This window comes from Nocardioides sp. LHG3406-4 (assembly GCF_049897745.1).
Lineage (GTDB): Bacteria > Actinomycetota > Actinomycetes > Propionibacteriales > Nocardioidaceae > Nocardioides.
The window spans coordinates 233330-253977 of record NZ_JAFCWV010000006.1; the positions used below are offsets into that span (position 1 = coordinate 233330).

Genomic DNA, 20648 nt, shown 5'->3' on the forward strand with positions numbered 1-20648 from the left:
CCAAGATGAGCCCCCAATGAGCACAGACCACCACGTCGTCATCGTCGGCGGCGGCCCGGGCGGCTACGAGTCCGCCCTGGTCGCGGCCCAGCTCGGCGCTCGGGTCACCGTCGTCGACAGCGACGGGATCGGCGGCTCGGCGGTGCTCACCGACTGCGTGCCGAGCAAGACCCTCATCGCCACCGCCGAGCTGATGACCGAGGTCGCCTCGGCCGCCGAGCTCGGGGTCAACTTCCACGACCACGAGGGCGACACCGCCACCACGATCCAGGTCGACCTGGGCCGGATCAACGCCCGCGTCAAGCAGCTTGCCGCCGACCAGTCCGCCGACATCGCGCGCCGTCTCGAGAAGGAGGGCGTCCGGGTCGTCCGCGGCCGGGGCCGGCTGGCCGGCCCCGACCGGGTGCAGGTCTCCCTGGCCGATGGCGGCGAGGAGACCCTCGAGGCCGATGCCGTGCTCCTCGCGACCGGCGCCGCCCCGCGCACGATGCCGTCCGCGCAGCCGGACGGCGAGCGGATCCTGACCTGGGAGCAGGTCTACGACATCCCCGAGGTGCCGGAGAGCCTGATCGTGGTCGGCTCGGGCGTCACGGGCGCTGAGTTCGCCTCCGCCTACCTGGCGCTGGGCATCGACGTCACGCTGGTGTCATCGCGCGACCGGGTGCTGCCCGGCGAGGACGCCGACGCGTCGGCGGTGCTGGAGGAGGTCTCGACCCGCCGCGGCATGAACGTGCTCAAGAAGTCGCGGATGGAGTCGGTGTCGCGCGAGGGCGACACCGTGACGGTCACCCTGACCGACGGCCGGAGCGTGCAGGGCTCGCACTGCATCCTGGCTCTGGGCTCGGTGCCCAACACTGCCGACCTCGGCCTCGAGGAGAGCGGCGTCCAGCTCGACGAGGGTGGCTTCATCGTGGTCGACCGGGTCTCGCGCACCTCCGCGCGCGGGGTCTACGCCGCGGGCGACTGCACCGGCGTGCTCATGCTCGCCTCCGTCGCGGCCATGCAGGGGCGCATCGCGATGTGGCACTTCCTGGGCGACGCCGTCGCCCCGCTGGACCTGAAGAAGGTCTCCTCCAACGTCTTCACCGCGCCCGAGATCGCCACGGTGGGGTGGTCGCAGCAGGCGGTCGAAGCGGGGGAGATCCTCAGCGAGACGGTCATGCTGCCGCTGGCCGGCAACCCGCGCGCCAAGATGCAGGGCGTGCGCGACGGCTTCGTGAAGCTCTTCTGCCGCCCCGGCACTGGCATCGTGGTCGGCGGGGTGGTGGTCGGCCCGCGCGCGTCCGAGCTGATCCATCCGGTCTCGATCGCGGTCGCGGAGTCGCTGACCGCCGACCAGCTCGCCCAGGCCTTCACGGTCTACCCCTCGCTGAGCGGCTCCATCGCCGAGGCGGCCCGCCGGCTCCACCACGTCTGATCCGCCTGCCCGATCGCGGGCCGATCCGGAGGGGTCAGGCCTGCAGCTCCACCAGGACGCGGGGGACCTGCTCGGGGATCTCCCGGGCCAGGTAGCCCACGACGCCCACGGCGGCGCCGAGCCGCTCGCCGGCCCGGGCGTGCAGGTAGGCGCCCCAGACCGCGGCCTGGGCCGGCTCCGCGCCCCGGGCCGTCAGCCCGCCGACGATGCCCGCCTGTGTGTCTCCGGAGCCGGAGACACCGAGGCCGGGGCCGCCGCCCTGGACGGTCCAGGCATCGCCGTCGGGCGTGACGACGTACTTGGTGCTGCCACCGCAGAGCACCACCACGCGCGACCGCCTCGCCACCCGGGTGGCGGGGCCCCAGGGGTCCTCCTCGACCTCGGCCTCGTCGCAGTGCGCGGTCCGGGCCAGCTCGGTCGGGTTGACGGTCAGCACCGCCCGGCCCTCGAGGTGGTGCAGCCCCTCGGGGTGCTCGGTGAGGTACGCCGAGCCGAGCGCGTCGAGCACCAGCGAGCCCGTGACGTCGGGCAGCACGGCGGCCATCAGGTCGACGGCGGCCTGCGGGTCGGTCACTCCGGGGCCCGCGACGAGGACGTCAGCCGTCTCCAGTCGCGGCTGCAGGAGCCGCGCGGAGCCGGGTGACACCTCTCCCTCCTCGGTGCGGGGGAGGCCCAGCACCATCGACTCGGGCACGGCCACGGCCAGCGCCGCGGCGACGTCCTCCACCGTCGCCAGCACGAGCTTGCCCGCCCCGGCGCGCAGCGCGGACTCGCCCGCGAGCAGCACGGCCCCCGGCGTACCGCTGCTCCCGCCCAGGACGAGCACCTCGCCGCGGGCACCCTTCCCCGAGCCGGGTGCGGGGAGCTGCCAGTCGCGCAGCGTCGCCGGGGTGACCGTGGTCGGGCCGCCGGCGCTCACTGTGCCTCCGTGGCTGCTCTGTCGGTCTCCTGGTCGCCGTCGTGCCTCGGCTGCTCGGTGACCTCGACGTCGGCCTTGTCGACCGCCGTGGTGTCGGCGAAGGAGTCCAGCTCGAAGGAGTCGCCCTGGCGGCGGTACGTCGTGAAGGAGGCGTTGGGGATGGGGGTGCTCCGGTCGATCTCCAACAGCTCCTCCTCGGAGATGCCCTCGAGCACGTAGCGGAAGCTGCTGATCACCGCTTGGTGGCTGAACAGCCAGATCCGGGCGTCGTCGTAGCCGTGGCGCAGGTCGTCGAGCAGGCTGCGGACGCGCAGCACGACGTCGGCCCAGCTCTCGCCCGAAGGGGGCTGGTAGTAGAACTTCCCGAGCTTCACGCGCCGTTCGGCCTCCTCGGGGTACTTCGCCTTGATGCCGCGCCCGGTGAGCCCGTCGAAGACCCCGAGGTCGCGCTCGCGCAGCCGCTCATCGAGCACCAGGTCGAGGTCGTGGTCGGCGACGACGCGGCGTGCGGTCTCGGCGGCCCGGCGGTACGGCGAGCTGATCACCACGGTGGGCAGGGCGTCCTGCCCGGCCCGGCCGAGCCAGGCGCCCAGGGCGTCAGCCTGCGCCTGCCCGGTGTCCGACAGCTCGACGTCGGCGTCCCGGGCGTCGAGGTCGAGACGCTCGGCCCCGGACTCACGGGCCCGGGAGTCTGCGAGGTTCCCGACGCTGTGCCCGTGCCTGACGAGCACGATCTCGGCCGGTCCGCCGTTCCACCTTGGTCTCACCGATGTCTCACTCTCCACGAACGATCTCGCTGGCCACCATGTGCCCCTGCGGGGCGACCAGCATGCACCAGCACCCGGCCCGGCGTGTCGGCACATCGGCGCCTCCCATCGCGAGTGAGACGCCCACGAGGGGGTAACGGAGGTGATGAGTGTTGTGACCGAGGGTGTCAGCGCCTTCCACCTCGAGCACGCCGGGAGCGCGGTCGCCAGGATCGCCCGCTCCTACGATCCGCAGGGGCAGGTCAACCTGGCCGGGTTCGCCGGCAGCCTGGCGACGTACGCCGCGACGGTCGGCGTCCTGGTCGCGGCGTCCCGGACCGCGGGCCGCGGCCTGCCCGAGCGCTACACCGTGGCCGACGTCGTCCTCGGCGGTCTGGCCACCCACAAGTTCACCCGCCTCCTGTCTAAGGCGTCGGTCACGAGCCCGCTGCGGGCCCCGTTCACGCGGTTCGAGCGGCCGGCCGGGTCCGCGGAGCACGACGAGGCCGCCCGGGGCTCGCACGGTGCGCGGCACACGGTGGGGGAGCTGCTCACCTGCCCCTTCTGCCTCGCCGTCTGGGTCGGGACGGGGTACGTCGCGTCGCTCGCGCTCGCCCCGCGCCCCGCGCGCACCTGGGCGGCGGTGTTCGCCGTGACGGCGGTGTCGGACTCGCTGCAGCACCTCTACGCGAGGCTGCGCGACGACTGACGCCCGTCCGATGGCGGTCCCTTGCGTCGTCCCCCAACCCCTTCCGCGTACCCCCGATGGTCTGGGCGGCCAGGGTACGGGGAGTGGGCGCCGGACCGCAGCCGTCAGCACCGGGTGCGGGCTCAGGCCTCCAGCACGAGCACCAGGTCGCCGCCCTCGACGGCCTGGGTCGAGGTGATCGCGAGGCGGGCGACCCGGCCCGCCACCGGGGCGGTGATGGAGGCCTCCATCTTCATGGCCTCGATCGTCGCGACGGTGTCGCCCATCGCGACGGTGTCGCCCTCGGCCACCACCGGCGTCACCGCGCCCTGGAAGGGTGCGGCGACCTGTCCGGGCACCGACGGGTCGGCCTTCTCGGCGGCGGTGACCTCCGCGGCGACCGACGTGTCGCGCACCGACACGGGGCGGAGCTGGCCGTTGATGGTGGCCATCAGGGTGCGGAAGCCGCGCTCGTCGGGTTCGCTGACCGCCTGGAGGCCGAAGAGGATCCGCTTGCCCGGGGAGATCTCGACCTCGATCTCCTCGCCCTGCTTGAGGCCGTAGAGGTAGGTGAGGGTCGGCAGCACGGACACGTCGCCGTAGGTCTGCCGGGACTCGAGGAAGGTGGCGGTGGGGCCCGGGAAGAGCAGCTCGTTGAGCGTCTCGCGGGGATGGGTGGCCAGCCGTGCCGACTGCTCCCGGGTCAGCTCGGAGGCGGGCGGCTTCCAGGTGCGGCCGGCCAGGGCCTTGCTGCGGAACGGCTCGGGCCAGCCGCCGGGCGGGTCGCCGAGCTCGCCGTTGAGGAAGCCGATCACCGAGTCCGGGATGTCGAACTTGTCGGGGTTCTCCTCGAAGACCTCGGGATCCGCTCCGACCGCCACCAGGTGCAGGGCGAGGTCGCCGACCACCTTCGAGGACGGCGTCACCTTCACGACGTTGCCCAAGATGGTGTTGGCGGCGGCGTACATGTCCTCGATCTGCTCGAACTTCTCGCCCAGACCCAGGGCGATGGCCTGCTGGCGCAGGTTGGAGAGCTGTCCGCCGGGGATCTCGTGGGTGTAGACGCGCCCGGTCGGTGAGGGCAGCCCGGACTCGAAGGGTGCGTAGACGCGGCGAGTGGCCTCCCAGTAGGGCTCGAGCGCGCAGACCGCGTCGAGGGAGAGGCCGGTCTCCCGGGCGGAGTGGTCGGTCGCCGAGACGAGCGCCGACAGGGCCGGCTGGGAGGTGGTCCCGGCGATGGAGGCGGTGGCGGCGTCGACGGCGTCGACCCCTGCGTCGATGGCGGCGACCAGGGTCGCGAGCTGTCCGCCGGGGGTGTCGTGGGTGTGCAGGTGCACCGGCAGGTCAAAGCGCTCGCGCAGCGCGGTGACGAGCGTGCGGGCGGCTGGTGCGCGGAGCAGGCCGGCCATGTCCTTGATGGCGAGCACGTGGGCACCGGCCTCGACGATCCGCTCGGCCAGGGCGAGGTAGTAGTCGAGGGTGTAGAGCCTCTCGTCGGGGCTCGACAGGTCGCCGGTGTAGCACAGCGCCACCTCCGCGACGGTGCTGCCGGTCGCGCGGACCGCCTCGATCGCCGGTCGCATCTGCTCGACGTCGTTGAGGGCGTCGAAGATCCGGAAGACGTCGATGCCGGTGGCCGCGGCCTCCTGCACGAAGGCGTTCGTGACCTCGGTGGGGTACGGCGTGTAGCCCACGGTGTTGCGCCCGCGCAGGAGCATCTGCAGGCAGACGTTCGGCACGGCCTGGCGCAGCGCGGCCAGCCGGTCCCACGGGTCCTCAGCCAGGAACCGCAGCGCGACGTCGTACGTCGCCCCGCCCCAGGCCTCGAGCGACCACAGCTGCGGCGTCGTGCGGGCGACGTGCCCGGCGACCTGCAGCAGGTCACGGGTGCGGACCCGGGTCGCCAGCAGCGACTGGTGGGCGTCCCGGAACGTCGTGTCGGTCACCGCCACCTGCGTCTGCGTCCGCAGCCGGCGCGCGAACTCCTCCGGCCCCTCGGCGAGCAGGAGCTGGCGGGTGCCGTCGGGCGCGGGCACGCTCAGGTCCACCGGCGGCAGCTTGCTGGCCGGGTCGATGCTGACCGGCGCCGGTCCGTGTGGCTGGTTGACCGTGACGTGGGCCAGGTGGGCGAGCAGCTTGGTGCCGCGGTCGCCGGAGGTCCGGGTCGCGAGCAGCTGGGGGTGGTCCTCGATGAACGACGTGGTCACCCGCCCGTCGACGAAGTCGGCGTCGGCGAGCACCGCCTGCAGGAACGCGATGTTCGTCGAGACCCCGCGGATGCGGAACTCCGCGAGCGCCCGCCGGGCCTTCTGCACCGCGATCTCGTGGGTGCGCCCACGACAGGTGAGCTTGGCCAGCATCGAGTCGAAGTGCGCGCTGACCTCGGCGCCGGTGTACGTCGTACCGCCGTCGATCCGCACCCCCGCGCCGCCGGGCGAGCGGTAGGTCGTGATCTTGCCGGTGTCGGGACGGAAGCCGTTGGCGGGATCCTCCGTGGTGATCCGGCACTGGAGCGCCGCGCCCCTGATGACCAGCGACTCCTGGGAGAGGCCGAGGTCGTCGAGGGTCTCACCGGAGGCGATCCGCAGCTGGCTCTGCACCAGGTCGACGTCGGTGATCTCCTCGGTCACCGTGTGCTCGACCTGGATGCGCGGGTTCATCTCGATGAAGACGTAGTTGCCGGCCGGGTCGAGGAGGAACTCCACGGTGCCGGCGTTGCGGTAGCCGATCTCGCGGGCGAAGCGCACCGCGTCGGCGCACATCCGGTCGCGCAGCGCAGGGTCGAGGTGCGGAGCCGGGGCGATCTCCACCACCTTCTGGTGCCGGCGCTGCACCGAGCAGTCGCGCTCGAAGAGGTGCATCACCTGGCCCTGCCCGTCGGCGAGGATCTGCACCTCGATGTGCCGCGGGTCGACCACCGCCTGCTCGATGAACACGGTGGGGTCGCCGAAGGCGCCCTCGCCCTCGCGCATGCAGGTCTCGATGGCCTCGGGCAGGTGGGCGGGGTCGTCGACCCGGCGCATCCCCCGGCCGCCGCCACCCGCGACCGCCTTCACGAACACCGGGAAGGGCAGTTCGCGGGCCGCCTCGACCAGCGCCTCGACGTCGGTCGACGGCTCGACGCTGGCCAGCGTGGGTACGCCGGCCGCGCGGGCCGCCGCGATGGCCCGGGCCTTGTTGCCGGTGAGGGTGAGCACCTCCGCGGTGGGACCCACGAAGGTGATGCCGGCGTCGGCGCACGCCTCGGCCAGGCCGGGGTTCTCGGAGAGGAACCCGTAGCCCGGGTAGATCGCGTCGGCCCCAGCACGCAGGGCGACCGCGACGATGCCGTCAGGGTCCAGGTAGGCGCGGACGGGGTGGCCGCGCTCGCCGATCTGGTAGGCCTCGTCGGCGCGGAGCCGGTGCTCCGAGAGCCGGTCCTCGTACGCGAAGACCGCAACCGTCTCCGCGCCCAGCTCGTAGGCGGCGCGGAAGGCGCGGATCGCGATCTCACCGCGGTTGGCGACCAGGACCTTGGAGAACATGCGCGCAGGCTACCCACCCGCGGCCCGAGTGTCCGCCAGCCCGGTTACCGGTCCGTACTCCGGTCACTCGCTCCGAGGCCGCCTCGAATTACACGACTGTAATTGTAGACATTCCATTGAGACTGCTGTGACAGGCGTGGTCCCATCGAGCATCAGTCGCCACACCAGACCCAGGAAGAGTGCGCCATGAGCCCCGTCCGAGTCGGCACGATCAGGCTGCTGGTCGCGGCGACGGCGGTCCTGGCACTGCCGATGGGACTCTCGATGCAGTCGCCGTCGCTGGCCAAGAGCGTCGCCACCAACGAGGTCTTCGCGGTGCCGGCCTCAGCGTCGATCACGATCGCCGGCCGCGGCTACGGTCACGGCCACGGCATGTCCCAGTACGGCGCCGAGGGAGCCGCCCGGGCGGGCCTCGGCTACCGCGACATCATCGGCTTCTACTACGCCGGCACCGAGTGGGGCACCGCCACCGGGCCGATCAAGGTGCTGGTCAGCGCCGACACCTCCGACGACCTGGTCGTCGCCGCCCGCTCGGACCTCAGCGTCCGCAACACCGTCACCCGGCAGAAGTGGCTGCTTCCGGCCAACGGCGCCACCCAGTGGCGGCTGGTGGCCAACAAGCGCAGCAAGACGGTCGTCTCGTACCGCGCCGGCACGTCGGGCTGGCGTCGGCTGATGGCCTTCGCGGGAGACGGCGAGTTCGCCGCGAGGGGCGCGCCGATCGCGTTGGTGACGCCCTCGGGCACGGTGTCCTACCGCGGCCGCCTCCGGGCCGCCTCGCCCACGCCGGGGGGCGTGGCTCGCGACACCGTCAACATCGTCAACATCGAGCGCTACCTGCGCGGCGTCGTGCCGCTGGAGATCCCGGCCACGTGGAGCCCCGAGGCCGTGCGCGCCCAGGCCGTGGCGGCTCGCTCCTACGCGTCCTACGAACGGGCACACCCCCGGGCAGGGCACTACCAGGTCTGCGACACCACGTTCTGCCAGGTCTACGGCGGCCAGTCGGCCGAGCATCCGAGCTCCGACGCCGCCATCGCGGCGACAGCCGGCCAGGCGCTCACCGTGGGCGGGCAGCCGGCGTTCACGCAGTTCGCCTCGAGCAGCGGCGGGTGGACGGCAGCGGGCTCGGTGCCCTACCTCGCCGCGCGCGAGGACCCGTACGACGGCTGGGCCGGCAACCCGGTGCACACCTGGACCAGGAAGATCACCGACGCTGCCATCGAGGCGAAGTGGCCGAAGGTCGGCAACCTCACCCAGCTCGTGGTCGACACCCGCGACGGCAACGGGGAGTGGGGCGGCCGCGTGGACGAGCTCACCATCGTCGGGGACCAGGGCACCGTCACGGTCTCCGGGGACACCGTGCGCTCGGCGCTCGGACTGCGGTCGACGTGGTTCACGTTCACCCAGGTGACCGCATCCCCGGTGGCTCGCCGGGAGTAGCGTCCCGGGCATGCGCATCGTCATCGTCGGCGGCGGCCTCGCCGCGGCCACAGCAGCCACCGAGCTCCGCGACACCGGCTTCGACGGCGAGGTCGTCGTGTTCGCCGCCGAGCCCCACGAGCCCTACGAGCGGCCACCGCTCTCGAAGTCTGTGCTCATGGGCGACAAGGAGCCCGCGTCGGTGCGCTGCCACGAACGACAGTGGTACGCCGACCACGACGTCGACCTCCACACCGGCGAGCGCGTCGTCGCCATCGACCGGGACGCCCGCACGGTCACCACCGACCGCGGCACCACCACGTCGTACGACGCGCTGCTGCTCGCCACTGGCTCGCAGCCGCGGCACCTGCCCGAGGCGGACGCGGTCGGCGCGCTCTACCTCCGCACCATCGACGACAGCGAGCAGCTGCGGTCGCGGCTCACTGCCGGCACGAGGGTCGTGGTGATCGGTGCCGGCTGGATCGGGCTTGAGGTCACCTCGGCGGCGCGCAGGGCCGGCGCGGAGGTGACCGTCGTCGAGCGAGCAGACCTGCCTCTTCAGGGCGTGCTCGGCGACCAGGTCGCCGGAGTGTTCGCCGACCTGCACCGCGAGCACGGCGTCGACCTGCGGCTGGGCGCGAGCGTCACCGGCATCGAGCGCCGCGGCGACGGGGTGGTGGTCCGCACCGACGGCGCAGACATCGAGGGCGACGTCCTCGTCGTCGGCATCGGCGCGGTGCCCGACACCACGCTCGCCGAGGAGGCCGGGCTCGACGTCGACGACGGCGTGCTGGTCGACGCCACCCTGCGGACCAGCGACGAGCGCATCTGGGCGATCGGCGACATCGCGTCGCACGACCACCCGACCCTCGGCCGGATCCGCGTCGAGCACTGGGACAACGCGATCGAGCAGGCGAAGGTGGCCGCGCGCAACATGGCCGGCGGGTCCGAGACCTACGACCGGATGCCGTACTTCTTCACCGACCAGTACGACCTCGGCATGGAGTACGTCGGCCGCGGCGGCCGCGACGACGAGGTGGTCACCCGGGGCGATGTGCCCGGGCGCGTCTTCCGCGCCTACTGGCTCCACGACGGTCTTGTCACGGCCGCGATGCAGGTCAACGACTGGGACTCCTCCGACCAGATCAAGGCCGCCGTCGGCATGCCGCTCACGGACTGAGCCTCCGCCCGGGCGTGCCGGCCGGGGGACCGGCGCGGGAAACGCGCGGGGCGCACCGCTTGTCAGCATTCGTCACTCCAGTCACGTACCGTTGGCGGTCGCAAGGGGGTGCCATGAAGAAGCGATTCGTTCTCCTGGCCGGGGTCGTGACGATCTCGACGCTGTGGGGTGCGCCAGGTACGGCGGACGTCACCGCCGGCCGAGGGCTGTCCGCGGCGACCGCTCAGCCGGGTCTCAAGCTGGCCCGCGCCGCCGAGGTCTGCGCCGGGCTGCCGGCCACCATCGTCGGCACCGACGGTCCCGACAAGCTGACCGGCACCTCCGGACCCGACGTGGTCTCGGCCGGCAACGGCGACGACTTCGTCGACGCGCTCGAGGGCAACGACGTGATCTGCGGGGGCTCCGGCGCCGACACCATCGTGGCGGGCGCGGGTGACGACAAGGTCTACGGCGGCGCCGACGCCTTCTGGTTCGACGGTCGTGGCGACCACAAGGTCGGCGACCTGATCGACCCGGGCGCCGGGAACGACCTCATCGACCCCGTCGCCGACGCGCGCAACAGCCGCGACGAGACCATCCCGGACCGCGTCACCTACGCGACCTCCCCGGTGCCCGTCACGGTCAATCTCGGCGCCACGGGCTCCACCGGCACCGTCGCCGGAGACGGCGCCGACACCATCGTCACGGCCGGCCAGGTCGGCATCATCGGCTCGGGGTTCGCCGACAGCATGAACGGCTCCGGGCGCGACGACTACCTCGAGGGTGGCGGCGGCAGCGACACCATCAACGGTCTCGGCGGCGGCGACGTGCTGTGGGCCGAGGGACCCGTGCCCGGTGGCGACGACAACGACACCCTCGCCGGGGGCGAGGGTGTCGACTACCTCTACAGCTTCCGCGGCCGGGACTCCCTCTCCGGCGGTCCCGAGATCGACTCCATCTACGCCCAGTCCGGCGACCCGGCGAAGGTCAGCGCCGGCGCCGGCAACGACGCGCTGTTCGCCAACGTCGTCCGCGGCGGCGGCAGCAAGATCGACGGCTCCTCGGGGATCGACGTCCTGACGCTCGCCACCACGTTCGGCGACCCCGGCAGCCGGCCCAACGTGCGCGTCAACCTCGCCTCCGGGGTCATCGACTCCGCCGTCGGTGGGGCCGGCACGGTCAAGGGCATCGAGCAGGTCGTCGTCAACGACTACGTCTCCGTCGACTTCACCGGCGCCAACACCGGTGAGCTGGTGGGTGTGGCTCGCGGGGGCGCGCTCGACGCCAGGCTGAACGGCGGCAACGACTTCGCCTACGGGAGCTTCTTCAACGACCGTCTCGACGGCGGCAACGGCCACGACACCGTGTGGGGCCAGGCCGGTACCGACAGCTGCACGAGCGCCGAGTCCCGCCGCCTCTGCGAGTAGTCAACGCCGCCGGTCGAGGTGCGACCGGGACCGCCGCCGGTCGAGGTGCGACGAGCGCCAGCGAGGAGCCTCGAGACCAAGGCCCCTCGCCCGAGTCCTCAGTCCTTGAGCTCGCAGATGACGGCGCCCTGGGTGAGGGTGGCGCCGACCTCGGCGTGGAGGCCGGTGACGGTGCCGGTCTTGGGGGCTTTGATGGGCTGTTCCATCTTCATGGCCTCGATGACGACCACGACGTCGCCTTCGGTGAGGTGGTCGCCTTCGCTGACGGCGACCTTGACGATGGTGCCTTGCATGGGGCTGGTCACGGCGTCGCCGGACGCGGCGGCGGCGGCCTTCGTGCGGGCGGTGCGCTTGGGTTTCTTCGCTGCCCCGTGGCCGGTGTTGAGGCCACCGAGGCCTCCGGGCAGGACGACCTCGAGGCGGCGGCCGTCGACCTCGACGGTGACCTTGTGCCGTTCAGCGGGCTCGTCGGTGTCGGGGTTGTGCCCGGGGTAGGGGGTGATCTGGTTGTCGAAGTCGGTCTCGATCCAGGTGGTGTAGACCGAGAAGGTGTGCCCGTCGCCGATGAAGGCGGGGTCCTCGACCACGGCACGGTGGAAGGGGATGACGGTGGGCATGCCGTCGACGACGAACTCGGCGAGGGCGCGGCGGGAGCGTTCGAGGGCTTGGGTACGGTCCGCGCCGGTGACGATGAGCTTGGCGATCAGGGAGTCGAAGGCGCCTGGGACGGTCTCGCCGTTCTGGTAGCCGCCGTCGAGGCGGATCCCGGGGCCGGTGGGTGGGGTCCAGGCGGTCAGGGTGCCGGGGGCGGGCATGAAGTTGGCGCCGCCGTCCTCGGCGTTGATGCGGTACTCGATGGAGTGCCCGCGGATGACGGGGTCGTCGTAGCCGAGCTCCTCGCCGGCGGCGATGCGGAACATCTCGCGGACCAGGTCGATGCCGGTGACCTCCTCGGAGACGCAGTGCTCGACCTGGAGGCGGGTGTTGACCTCGAGGAAGGAGATGGTGCCGTCCTTCGCCACGAGGAACTCACACGTCCCGGCGCCGACGTAGCCGGCCTCGCGCAGGATGGCCTTGGAGGATTCGTAGAGCCTGGAGACCTGGTCGTCGGTGAGGAACGGTGCGGGGGCCTCCTCGACGAGTTTTTGGTGGCGTCGTTGCAGGGAGCAGTCGCGGGTGGAGACGACCACGACGTTGCCGTGGGAGTCGGCCAGGCACTGGGTCTCCACGTGCCGGGGCTGGTCGAGGAACTTCTCCACGAAGCACTCGCCCCGGCCGAACGCCGAGACCGCCTCGCGGACGGCTGATTCGAACGCCTCGGCGACCTCCGACATCTCGCGGGCCACCTTGAGGCCGCGGCCGCCGCCGCCGAAGGCGGCCTTGATGGCGATCGGGAGGCCGTTCTCCTCGGCGAAGGCGACCGCCTCGTCGGCGTTCGCGAGCGGGTCCTTGGTGCCCGGAGCCAGGGGCGCACCGACGCGCTCGGCGATGTGGCGGGCCCTGACCTTGTCGCCGAGGTTCTCGATCGCCTCGGGCGGGGGACCGATCCACACCAGCCCGGCATCGAGCACGGCCTGGGCGAACCCGGCGTTCTCGGCCAGGAACCCGTACCCGGGGTGCACCGAGTCCGCACCGGTCTTCTGCGCGACCGCGATGATCTTGGCGATGTCGAGGTACGTATCCGCCGGGGTCGAGCCGCCCAGCGCGTGGGCCTCGTCGGCCAACCGCACGAACAACGCATCCCGGTCCGGGTCGGCATAGACCGCCACCGACCCGATCCCCGCGTCCCTGCACGCACGCACCACCCGCACCGCGATCTCACCACGGTTGGCGATCAGGACCTTCTGCAGCGGCTTGATGTCTGGCACGCGCCCGACCATATCGCCCGCTCGGCCGAAGACGACCGAAGGTCCGGCGAATGGTTAGCGATCGTTAACCCTCGCGGCTAGCATGTGGCCATGGCCTATGAGTTGTCGCCCGAGCACGAGATGTTCCGCCGCAGCGTCCGCGAGTTCGCGGAGGCCGAGATCGCGCCGTACGCCGCGCAGTGGGACCGCGACCACCACTTCCCGACCGATGTCGTGAAGAAGATGGGCGCCCTCGGCCTGATGGGGCTCACGGCGCCGGAGGAGTACGGCGGCGCCGGCCTGGCCGGCGAGGACGGCGGCTTCACCAGCCTCTGCGTGGCCATCGAGGAGATCGGCCGGGTCGACCAGTCGATGGGCATCACCCTCGAGGCGGCCGTCGGCCTGGGCATCAACCCGATCCTCACCTACGGCACGGACCTGCAGAAGCAGACCTGGCTGCCCGACCTGGTCAGCGGCGAACGGCTCGCCGGCTTCGGGCTGACCGAGCCCGGCGCCGGCTCCGACGCCGGCGCCACCCGCACCAAGGCGCAGCTCTCCGACGGCGAGTGGGTCGTCAACGGCGCCAAGCAGTTCATCACCAACTCCGGCTCCGACATCACCAGCCTGGTGACCGTCACCGCCCGCACCGGCGAGCGCGAGGACGGACGGCCCGAGATCAGCACGATCATCGTGCCCAGCGGCACACCCGGCTTCACCGCCGAGAAGGCCTACGACAAGCTCGGCTGGCACGCCTCCGACACCCACCCGCTGAGCTTCGAGGACGTCCGCGTGCCCGAGGCCAACCTGCTCGGCGAACGGGGCCGCGGCTACGCGCAGTTCCTCGCCACCCTCGACGACGGCCGCGTCGCCATCGCCGCGCTGGCCGTCGGCTGCATCCAGGCGTGCTTGGACCTGTCCCTCCGGTACGCCGGGGACCGGCAGACCTTCGGCGGCCCGATCGGGCGCAAGCAGGGGGTCGCCTTCCAGATCTCCGACCTCCAGGTCATGCTCGACGCCGCTCGCCTGCTGACCTACCGCGCCGCCGAGATGAGGGACCGGATGGAGGCGGGCGAGACGGTCTCCACCAAGGACTTCAAGCAGGCCGCCGCCGTCGCCAAGCTCTACGCCACCGAGTCGGCCGTCACCGCGACCCGCATCGCGACCCAGGTCTTCGGCGGCTACGGCTTCATGGAGGAGTACCCGGTCGCGCGCTTCTACCGCGACGCCAAGGTGCTGGAGATCGGCGAGGGCACCTCCGAGGTCCAGCGGCTGCTCATCGCCCGCGGCCTGGGCCTCCCCGTCGAGTAGCCCCCTCATCGTTAGCCTTGCCCCATGGACTCACGCCGACTGCTGGGCGAGGTCAGCAGGTTCGCCACGGTCGGGATCGTCGCCACCTTCGTCTCGTTCGTGCTGTTCAACTACCTGCTGCACGGCTGGGGTGCCCTGGACGCGCCGATGGCCGAGCACGCGATCCTCGCCTACGTCGTCGCCAACACCGTCGGCATGCTGGTCAGCTACCGCGGCACGCGCTCGTGGGCCTTCCGGCACCGCCCGCCGGTGCACGCCGACGGCGGGCGGTCGGCGTACCTGCTGATCAACGTCGCCACGATGGCGATCCCGGTCGCCCTGCTGTGGCTGACCCGCAACGGCCTCGGCATCGAGAACGCCGTGGCCGACAACCTCGCGGCAAACGTCGTCGGCCTGGGGCTGGGGTTCGGCGCGCGGTTCTACCTGTTCCGGCGGTTCGTCTTCCGGTCCGCCCCGACGCTGGTGTCAGCGCACCAGGTCGAACACTGACGTCGCCGCGGCGGCCACGACCCAGAAGCGCAGGAAGCGCCCCACGAGGCCGGTGACGAGGAAGACCATCAGGTTCACGCGCAGCACCCCCGCCAGGGCCGCCATGACGGCGTAGGGCGGGAAGCCCAGCGACGCCGACGCGAAGAGCAGGAGCGCAGTGAACCACGGCCGGCCCTGAGTCCGTGCCTGCCACTTCTCCATGTTGGCGCGAGCCTTGGGCTGGTCCATCTTGCGGTGGAGCCACGGGAGCTTCTCGGCGTTGGCGCCGGCGTAATACCACAGGATCTTGCCGACCATCTGGCCCACGGCGGCGATCAGCGCGATCAGCACCGCGGGATGGGAGTTGGCCGCGACGGCGACGTAGGCCTCGGCGTTGAGGAGCGGGAGGAGGGCCGAGCCGAAGGAGAAGAAGAAGGTCCCGACCAGCAGCTTCACGAAGCGACCCGCTCCGGGACCGGCAGCTTCAGCTTCATCAGCCAGCCGAGCGAGACGCACTTGAGCACCACGAGGGCGAGGGCGATGGCCAGGCCGAGCCACATCCAGCCGGTCACGAGCAGGAGCACGGCGAACAGCGCGGAGTTGGTGGCCTTGCCCGGCTTGGACCAGTTCCACAGCCAGAGCCGGCGGTCGACCTCGTAGAAGTAGTTGGGACTGCGGATCGGCCACGCCAGGAAGGCGATCGACAAGAAGCAGTCGATGACCATGAACTCCGCCAGGTAGACGAAGATCGCGGGGGAGAGGTGCGGCTCGAGCCAGGCGAGGCCGATGTAGAAGGCGGCGGCGCAGAAGCGGTCGCTGAAGATGTCGAGCACCGCACCGATGCGGGTCTCCTCGTCGCGGATGCGGGCCACGAACCCGTCGAGCATGTCGCCGACCCAGTAGACGGCCAGCGCGACGACCAGCAGCGTGAGGTTGCCGTCGTACGCCGCCCAGGCCGCGAGTGAGACCGAGATGGCCGTGCGCACGAAGGTGATCACGGTGGCCGCGGTCCAGAGCCGCTCCGCGGCCGGGTCGGCAGCGGTCTCCCTGGTCACCCCCATGGTGCGGAGGCTACCGGTCGGCCCATGCTCGACAGTGCAGGTGGTAGGCGGCACAGTGGGCCCGTGCGACGAAACCGAGAGCAGCAGGCGCGCCGGTGGTCGATGCTCGTAGCGCTGGTGGCACTCATGCCGCTCACTGCATGCGGGGTCACCCGGGGGGAGGACAGCCGCGACCTGCTGATGATCATCCCCAACAGCCCGGGCGGCGGATACGACCTGACCGGCCGGGCGGCCGTGGACGTGATGGAGGACGACGACATCACCGGCGGCTCCTTCACCGTCGACAACGTCATCGGCGCCGGGGGTGCGGCGGCGATGACCGACCTGATCGGCGAGGCCGGCGACGAGCACACGATGATGACCGTGGGGCTCGGCGTCGTCGGCTCGACCTACTCGTTCGCCAGCACCTACAGCCTCCTGGACGCCACCCCGCTCGCGCAGCTGATGAGCGAGCCCGAGGGGATCCTCGTGCCCGACGACTCGCCGTTCCAGACGGTCGACGACTTCGTGCAGGCCTGGACCGCCGACCCGGGCTCACTGGCCCTCGGTGGCGGGTCCTCGCCGGGCGGGCCCGACCACCTGTTCCCGATGCAGCTCGCGGCCGAGGTCGGCATCGACCCCAACGACGTCAACTACGTGTCCTACGACGGCGGCGGGCCGCTCACGAGCGCGTTGCTGGGCGCGAAGATCGACGCCGGCTTCTCCGGGCCGTCCGAGTTCGCCGGCTCGATCGAGGACGGCGAGCTGCGGATGCTGGCGGTCTCCGGCGAGGACCGCTCACCGCAGGAGATGTTCGCCGACGTGCCGACGCTGACCGAGTCGGGCATCGAGCTGGTCTTCTTGAACTGGCGCGGGGTGCTCGCACCACCCGACATCTCCGAGGAGCGTCGCGACGAGCTCGTGGGCTACCTGGAGGCGATGCACGACTCGGAGGGATGGCAGGAGCAGTTGACGACGAACGGCTGGACCGACGACTTCAAGACCGGCGACGACTTCACCGCCTTCATCGAGGAGCAGGACGAACGGGTGTCGAGCACCCTCGAAGAGCTGGGGCTGATCTGATGGCCACCACCAGGACCCCGGAGCCGGTCCGCGTCGACCGCGGGCAGTACCTCCTCGCCGCGGCGCTCGCCCTGGTCGGCATCTACACGCTCATCGACGCCCGAGGGCTCAACGTGGGGTTCGGCGACCCGGTGGGGCCACGGGTGTTCCCCTACGTCATCGGCGGCGCCATGGTCGTGCTCGCCGTGCTGCTCGCGATGGCCACCGCCCGCGGCGACGTCGCCCAGGGCGAGGAGGGCGAGGACATCGACCTGACCACCCCGCCCGACTGGCTCACCGTGGGCAAGCTGGTCGGCATCTTGGTGCTCAACATGCTGCTGGTGAACCTGGTCGGCTGGGCCATCACCGGCGCGCTGCTGTTCGCCGGCTGTGCCTGGGCCCTCGGCTCGCGCACGCTGGTGCGCGACCTGATCGTGGGCGTCGTACTCTCCGTCAGCAGCTGGTACTTCTTCTACGTCGGCCTCGGCGTGCCGCTCCCGCCCGGCATCCTGGACGGGGTTCTCTAGATGGACACCCTCAACCTGCTCCTCGACGGCATGGGCAACGCCTTCACGCCGCAGAACCTCGCCTTCGCCGCCGTCGGCGTGCTGCTCGGCACCTTCGTCGGCGTGCTGCCCGGCATCGGGCCGGCGATGGCGGTGGCGCTGCTGCTGCCGCTCACCTTCGGCCTCGAGCCCACGCAGTCGTTCATCCTCTTCGCCGGCATCTACTACGGCGGCATGTACGGCGGGTCCACGACCTCCATCCTGCTCAACACCCCCGGTGAGTCGGCGTCGGTGATGACGGCGATCGAGGGGAACAAGATGGCCAAGAAGGGCCGGGCCGCACAGGCGCTGGCCACCGCGGCGATCGGCTCGTTCGTCGCCGGCACGATCGGCACCCTGCTCGTCGCCTTCTTCACGCCTCCGCTGGCCGAGGTCGCGGTGGAGATCGGCGCACCCTCCTTCTTCGCGATCATGCTGCTGTCGCTGGTGCTCGTCACCGCCGTGCTGGGGTCGTCGAAGCTGCGCGGGTTCATCGGCTTGGCGATCGGCCTCACCATCGGGCTCGTCGGCCTCGACCTCTCCACGGGCCAGGCCCGCCTCACCGGGGGCGTCCTCCAGCTCGCCGACGGCGTGGACATCGTCGTGGTCGCGGTGGGCATCTTCGCCATCGGCGAGGCGCTCTGGATCGCCGCGCACCTGCGGCGCCAGCCGATCGACGTCATCCCGGTCGGCCGGCCGTTCATGAGCCGCGACGACTGGGGGCGCTCGTGGAAGCCCTGGCTGCGCGGCACCGCGCTGGGGTTCCCGTTCGGGGCGCTGCCCGCGGGCGGTGCCGAGACCCCGACGTTCCTCTCCTACGTGCTCGAGCGGAGGCTCTCGCGCAAGTCCGGCGAGTTCGGCCACGGCGCCATCGAGGGCGTCGCCGGGCCGGAGGCGGCCAACAACGCCAGCGCGGCAGGCATGTTCGTGCCGCTGCTCGCGCTCGGCCTGCCGGTCACCGCGACGGCTGCGGTCCTGCTCGCCGCGATGCACACCTACGGCATCGTGCCCGGGCCGACCCTGATGGTCGACCAGCCCGACCTCGTGTGGACCCTTCTCGCCAGCCTGCTCATCGGCAACACGCTGCTGCTCGTCATCAACCTGCCCCTCGCGCCCCTGTGGGCCAAGCTCCTGCAGATCCCGCGGCCACAGCTCTACGCCGGCATCCTGTTCTTCGCCTCGCTCGGCGCCTACGCCGTCAACCAGAGTGCGTTCGACATCGCCCTGCTGCTGGTCTTCGGGGCGGTGGGCTTCGCCGTACGCCGATTCGGGATCCCCATCCTGCCGCTCATCCTCGGCGTCATCATCGGCCCGCTGATGGAGACCAAGATGCGCGAGGCGCTCGACCTCTCCGACGGCGCCGTGAGCGGCCTCTTCAACGAGCCGCTGGCGGTCGCGATCTACGTGATCATCGTGCTGGCGCTGGTCGTGCCCTTCGCCGTCGAGCGTCTCCGCCGACGCGCAAGCGTGCCCGCGCGGCGCGACGAGACGGTGGACGAGGAGGCGCGTCGATGAGCGTGGTGGTCGGCTACATCCCCAACGAGTACGGCGAGGCGGCCCTGGCCGAGGCCCTCTCGGAGGCCCAGCGGCGCGGCACCGGACTGGTCGTGGTCAACGCGACGCGTGGCGACACGCTGGTCGACACCAAGTACGTCGGCGAGGCCGCCCGCGCCGAGCTCGAGGAGCGCCTCTCGGCCTCCCCGGTCGACGTCGAGCTGCGCCAGGCCATGGGTGCCGACGTCGCCGACGAGATCCTCGCCGTGGTCCGCGAGGTCGACGCCGTGGCGCTCGTCATCGGCATCCGGCACCGCAGCCAGGTCGGGAAGATGCTGATGGGCAGCGTCGCCACCCGGTTGCTGATGGAGGCGCGGTGCCCGGTGGTGGCGGTCAAGCCCTGACGGGACTCCACAGTGACGTCCACTCGTGCCCCAGCTCGCGCACCAGGTCGCGCAGCAGCGGCAGGCTGACGCCGACCACGTTGTGGTGGTCGCCCTCGATGCCGGTGACGAACGCACCGCCCAGGCCGTCGACGGTGAAGGCGCCGGCGACGTGGAGGGGCTCCCCGGTCGCGACGTACGCCGCGATCTCGTCGTCGGTGACGTCGGCGAACCGCACCGTGGTGGACGCGGTCGCGGCGGCCACCGCTCCGGTCACGGTCTCGCGCAGGCAGTGCCCGGTCTGGAGCACACCCACCCGTCCGCGCATGGCCCGCCAGCGCCGGGTCGCCTCGGCGGCGTCGGCGGGCTTGCCGAGCGCCTCGCCGTCGAGCTCGAGCACCGAGTCGCAGCCGAGCACCAGGGCACCCTCGGGGAGGTCTCCGCGCTCGACCACGGCCGCGCACTTGAGCTCGGCCAGCTGCAGCGCGAGCTCCACCGGGGGCAGCCCGTGGAGCTGCGACTCGTCGACGCCGCTGACGACGACGTGCGGGTCGAGGCCGGCCCCGCGCAGCGTCTGCAGACGGGCGGGAGATGCGGACGCGAGGACGAACGGCACGGTCACCCGGCGACCCTATCCACCGGTCGAGTCACCTCAGCGGGGCAGGGCGCTGGCCCGCCAGCCGCCGGGTCCGTGCGGGAGGGTACGGCGCACCTTGCGGCGGTGCGAGGCCCACTCCGAGACCGGCTTCTCCGGCGGTGCCTGTCCGGACCCCAGGGCGGAGAGCACCGCGACGAGGGCGGCGATCTCGTGAGGGGTGGCGTCGGTGTTGACGATGGTCAGCAGCGGCGGCGTCGCCTGGTCGGCTGGCTCGCTCATAGGGGGATGTTTCCGTGTTTCTTGGGGGGCAGGGTCTCGCGTTTGGTGTGGAGGAGGCGGAGGGCGCGGGTGATCTCGGTGCGGGTCTCGTGGGGGGTGATGACGGCGTCGATGTAGCCGCGTTCGGCGGCTTGGTAGGGGTTGGCGAGGGTGTCGTCGTAGGTTTGGACGAGCTCGGCGCGGCGGGCGGTGGGGTCGGCGGCGGTTTTGAGTTCGTGGCGGTAGAGGATGTTGACGGCGCCTTGGGCGCCCATCACGGCGATCTGGGCGGTGGGCCAGGCGAGGTTGAGGTCGGCGCCGAGGTGTTTGGAGCCCATCACGTCGT

At 71.7% G+C, this 20648-nt stretch carries 20 protein-coding genes; 11 read left to right on the forward strand and 9 right to left on the reverse strand.

All coding sequences use genetic code 11. The features are described 5' to 3' along the window. Window positions 1-16: 16 nt before the first annotated feature. Window positions 17-1417: an NAD(P)H-quinone dehydrogenase gene (locus ACP7BP_RS19720; protein WP_426247148.1), complete on the forward strand. Its 1401-nt coding sequence runs from the start codon at window positions 17-19 to the stop codon at window positions 1415-1417. Window positions 1418-1451: 34 nt separating this feature from the next. Here the strand turns inward: ACP7BP_RS19720 and ACP7BP_RS19725 are convergent, their stop codons facing one another. Both ACP7BP_RS19725 and ACP7BP_RS19730 read right to left on the reverse strand, forming a co-directional pair. Further along, a complete protein-coding gene (locus tag ACP7BP_RS19725) occupies window positions 1452-2336 on the reverse strand; it encodes an NAD(P)H-hydrate dehydratase (protein WP_426247150.1) in 885 nt (294 codons plus the stop codon). Then, window positions 2333-3103, reverse strand: coding sequence for a histidine phosphatase family protein (locus ACP7BP_RS19730; protein ID WP_426247152.1), 771 nt, complete (start codon window positions 3101-3103; stop codon window positions 2333-2335). Before ACP7BP_RS19730 ends, ACP7BP_RS19725 begins: the two co-directional genes overlap by 4 nt. 145 nt (window positions 3104-3248) lie before the next feature. On the opposite strand from ACP7BP_RS19730, the gene ACP7BP_RS19735 reads away from it, so the two are divergent. Then, window positions 3249-3791, forward strand: coding sequence for a DUF1360 domain-containing protein (locus ACP7BP_RS19735; RefSeq protein WP_426247153.1), 543 nt, complete (start codon window positions 3249-3251; stop codon window positions 3789-3791). Window positions 3792-3913: 122 nt separating this feature from the next. Here ACP7BP_RS19735 and ACP7BP_RS19740 read toward each other — a convergent pair whose 3' ends face one another. Next, window positions 3914-7294: a pyruvate carboxylase gene (locus ACP7BP_RS19740; protein ID WP_426247154.1), complete on the reverse strand. Its 3381-nt coding sequence runs from the start codon at window positions 7292-7294 to the stop codon at window positions 3914-3916. A gap of 186 nt (window positions 7295-7480) precedes the next feature. Here ACP7BP_RS19740 and ACP7BP_RS19745 point away from each other — a divergent pair, with 186 nt between their 5' ends. The 3 genes from ACP7BP_RS19745 (at window position 7481) to ACP7BP_RS19755 (ending at window position 11299) form a co-directional block, all read left to right on the forward strand. After that, window positions 7481-8734: a SpoIID/LytB domain-containing protein gene (locus tag ACP7BP_RS19745; RefSeq protein ID WP_426247156.1), complete on the forward strand. Its 1254-nt coding sequence runs from the start codon at window positions 7481-7483 to the stop codon at window positions 8732-8734. Between the two features lie 10 nt (window positions 8735-8744). Beyond that, on the forward strand, window positions 8745-9893 hold the full coding sequence (locus ACP7BP_RS19750; RefSeq protein ID WP_426247158.1) for an NAD(P)/FAD-dependent oxidoreductase: 1149 nt from the start codon (window positions 8745-8747) through the stop codon (window positions 9891-9893). 113 nt (window positions 9894-10006) lie between these two features. After that, a complete protein-coding gene (locus tag ACP7BP_RS19755) occupies window positions 10007-11299 on the forward strand; it encodes a calcium-binding protein (RefSeq protein ID WP_426247160.1) in 1293 nt (430 codons plus the stop codon). 98 nt (window positions 11300-11397) lie between these two features. Here ACP7BP_RS19755 and ACP7BP_RS19760 read toward each other — a convergent pair whose 3' ends face one another. Then, window positions 11398-13179, reverse strand: coding sequence for an acetyl/propionyl/methylcrotonyl-CoA carboxylase subunit alpha (locus tag ACP7BP_RS19760; RefSeq protein ID WP_426247162.1), 1782 nt, complete (start codon window positions 13177-13179; stop codon window positions 11398-11400). 78 nt (window positions 13180-13257) lie between these two features. Here ACP7BP_RS19760 and ACP7BP_RS19765 point away from each other — a divergent pair, with 78 nt between their 5' ends. Together ACP7BP_RS19765 and ACP7BP_RS19770 are read left to right on the forward strand one after the other, a co-directional pair. After that, window positions 13258-14454: an acyl-CoA dehydrogenase family protein gene (locus ACP7BP_RS19765; protein WP_426247164.1), complete on the forward strand. Its 1197-nt coding sequence runs from the start codon at window positions 13258-13260 to the stop codon at window positions 14452-14454. Between the two features lie 24 nt (window positions 14455-14478). Then, window positions 14479-14943, forward strand: a complete 465-nt coding sequence (locus ACP7BP_RS19770; RefSeq protein ID WP_426247166.1) for a GtrA family protein — start codon at window positions 14479-14481, stop codon at window positions 14941-14943. Here the strand turns inward: ACP7BP_RS19770 and ACP7BP_RS19775 are convergent. Together ACP7BP_RS19775 and ACP7BP_RS19780 are read right to left on the reverse strand one after the other, a co-directional pair. Beyond that, window positions 14920-15378, reverse strand: coding sequence for a VTT domain-containing protein (locus tag ACP7BP_RS19775; protein ID WP_426247168.1), 459 nt, complete (start codon window positions 15376-15378; stop codon window positions 14920-14922). The two genes, ACP7BP_RS19770 and ACP7BP_RS19775, sit on opposite strands and share 24 nt — an antisense overlap. Beyond that, the gene (locus ACP7BP_RS19780; RefSeq protein WP_426247170.1) at window positions 15375-15983 is read right to left on the reverse strand and encodes a CDP-alcohol phosphatidyltransferase family protein; all 609 of its coding nucleotides are present in this window, start codon (window positions 15981-15983) and stop codon (window positions 15375-15377) included. Before ACP7BP_RS19780 ends, ACP7BP_RS19775 begins: the two co-directional genes overlap by 4 nt. Window positions 15984-16046: 63 nt before the next feature. Here ACP7BP_RS19780 and ACP7BP_RS19785 point away from each other — a divergent pair, with 63 nt between their 5' ends. The 4 genes from ACP7BP_RS19785 to ACP7BP_RS19800 are packed head-to-tail and all read left to right on the forward strand — an operon-like array spanning window position 16047 to window position 19467. Next, window positions 16047-17045 (forward strand): Bug family tripartite tricarboxylate transporter substrate binding protein, encoded by a 999-nt coding sequence (locus ACP7BP_RS19785; RefSeq protein WP_426247171.1) that lies wholly within the window; start codon window positions 16047-16049, stop codon window positions 17043-17045. Continuing rightward, a complete protein-coding gene (locus ACP7BP_RS19790) occupies window positions 17045-17551 on the forward strand; it encodes a tripartite tricarboxylate transporter TctB family protein (protein ID WP_426247173.1) in 507 nt (168 codons plus the stop codon). The genes ACP7BP_RS19785 and ACP7BP_RS19790 overlap by 1 nt, the downstream gene beginning before the upstream one ends. Further along, window positions 17552-19084, forward strand: a complete 1533-nt coding sequence (locus tag ACP7BP_RS19795) for a tripartite tricarboxylate transporter permease (RefSeq protein WP_426247175.1) — start codon at window positions 17552-17554, stop codon at window positions 19082-19084. Next, complete coding sequence (locus tag ACP7BP_RS19800; RefSeq protein WP_426247177.1) at window positions 19081-19467, forward strand: universal stress protein; 387 nt, start codon at window positions 19081-19083, stop codon at window positions 19465-19467. Before ACP7BP_RS19795 ends, ACP7BP_RS19800 begins: the two co-directional genes overlap by 4 nt. Here the strand turns inward: ACP7BP_RS19800 and ACP7BP_RS19805 are convergent. From ACP7BP_RS19805 to ACP7BP_RS19815, 3 genes are all read right to left on the reverse strand, one after another. Then, the gene (locus ACP7BP_RS19805; protein ID WP_426247179.1) at window positions 19457-20068 is read right to left on the reverse strand and encodes a Maf family protein; all 612 of its coding nucleotides are present in this window, start codon (window positions 20066-20068) and stop codon (window positions 19457-19459) included. The genes ACP7BP_RS19800 and ACP7BP_RS19805 overlap by 11 nt on opposite strands. Before the next feature lie 30 nt (window positions 20069-20098). Then, window positions 20099-20323, reverse strand: coding sequence for an acyl-CoA carboxylase subunit epsilon (locus tag ACP7BP_RS19810; protein ID WP_426247181.1), 225 nt, complete (start codon window positions 20321-20323; stop codon window positions 20099-20101). Beyond that, window positions 20320-20648: carboxyl transferase domain-containing protein (locus ACP7BP_RS19815; protein ID WP_426247182.1), on the reverse strand; the 329-nt coding region annotated here is incomplete at its 5' end. The genes ACP7BP_RS19810 and ACP7BP_RS19815, both read right to left, overlap by 4 nt.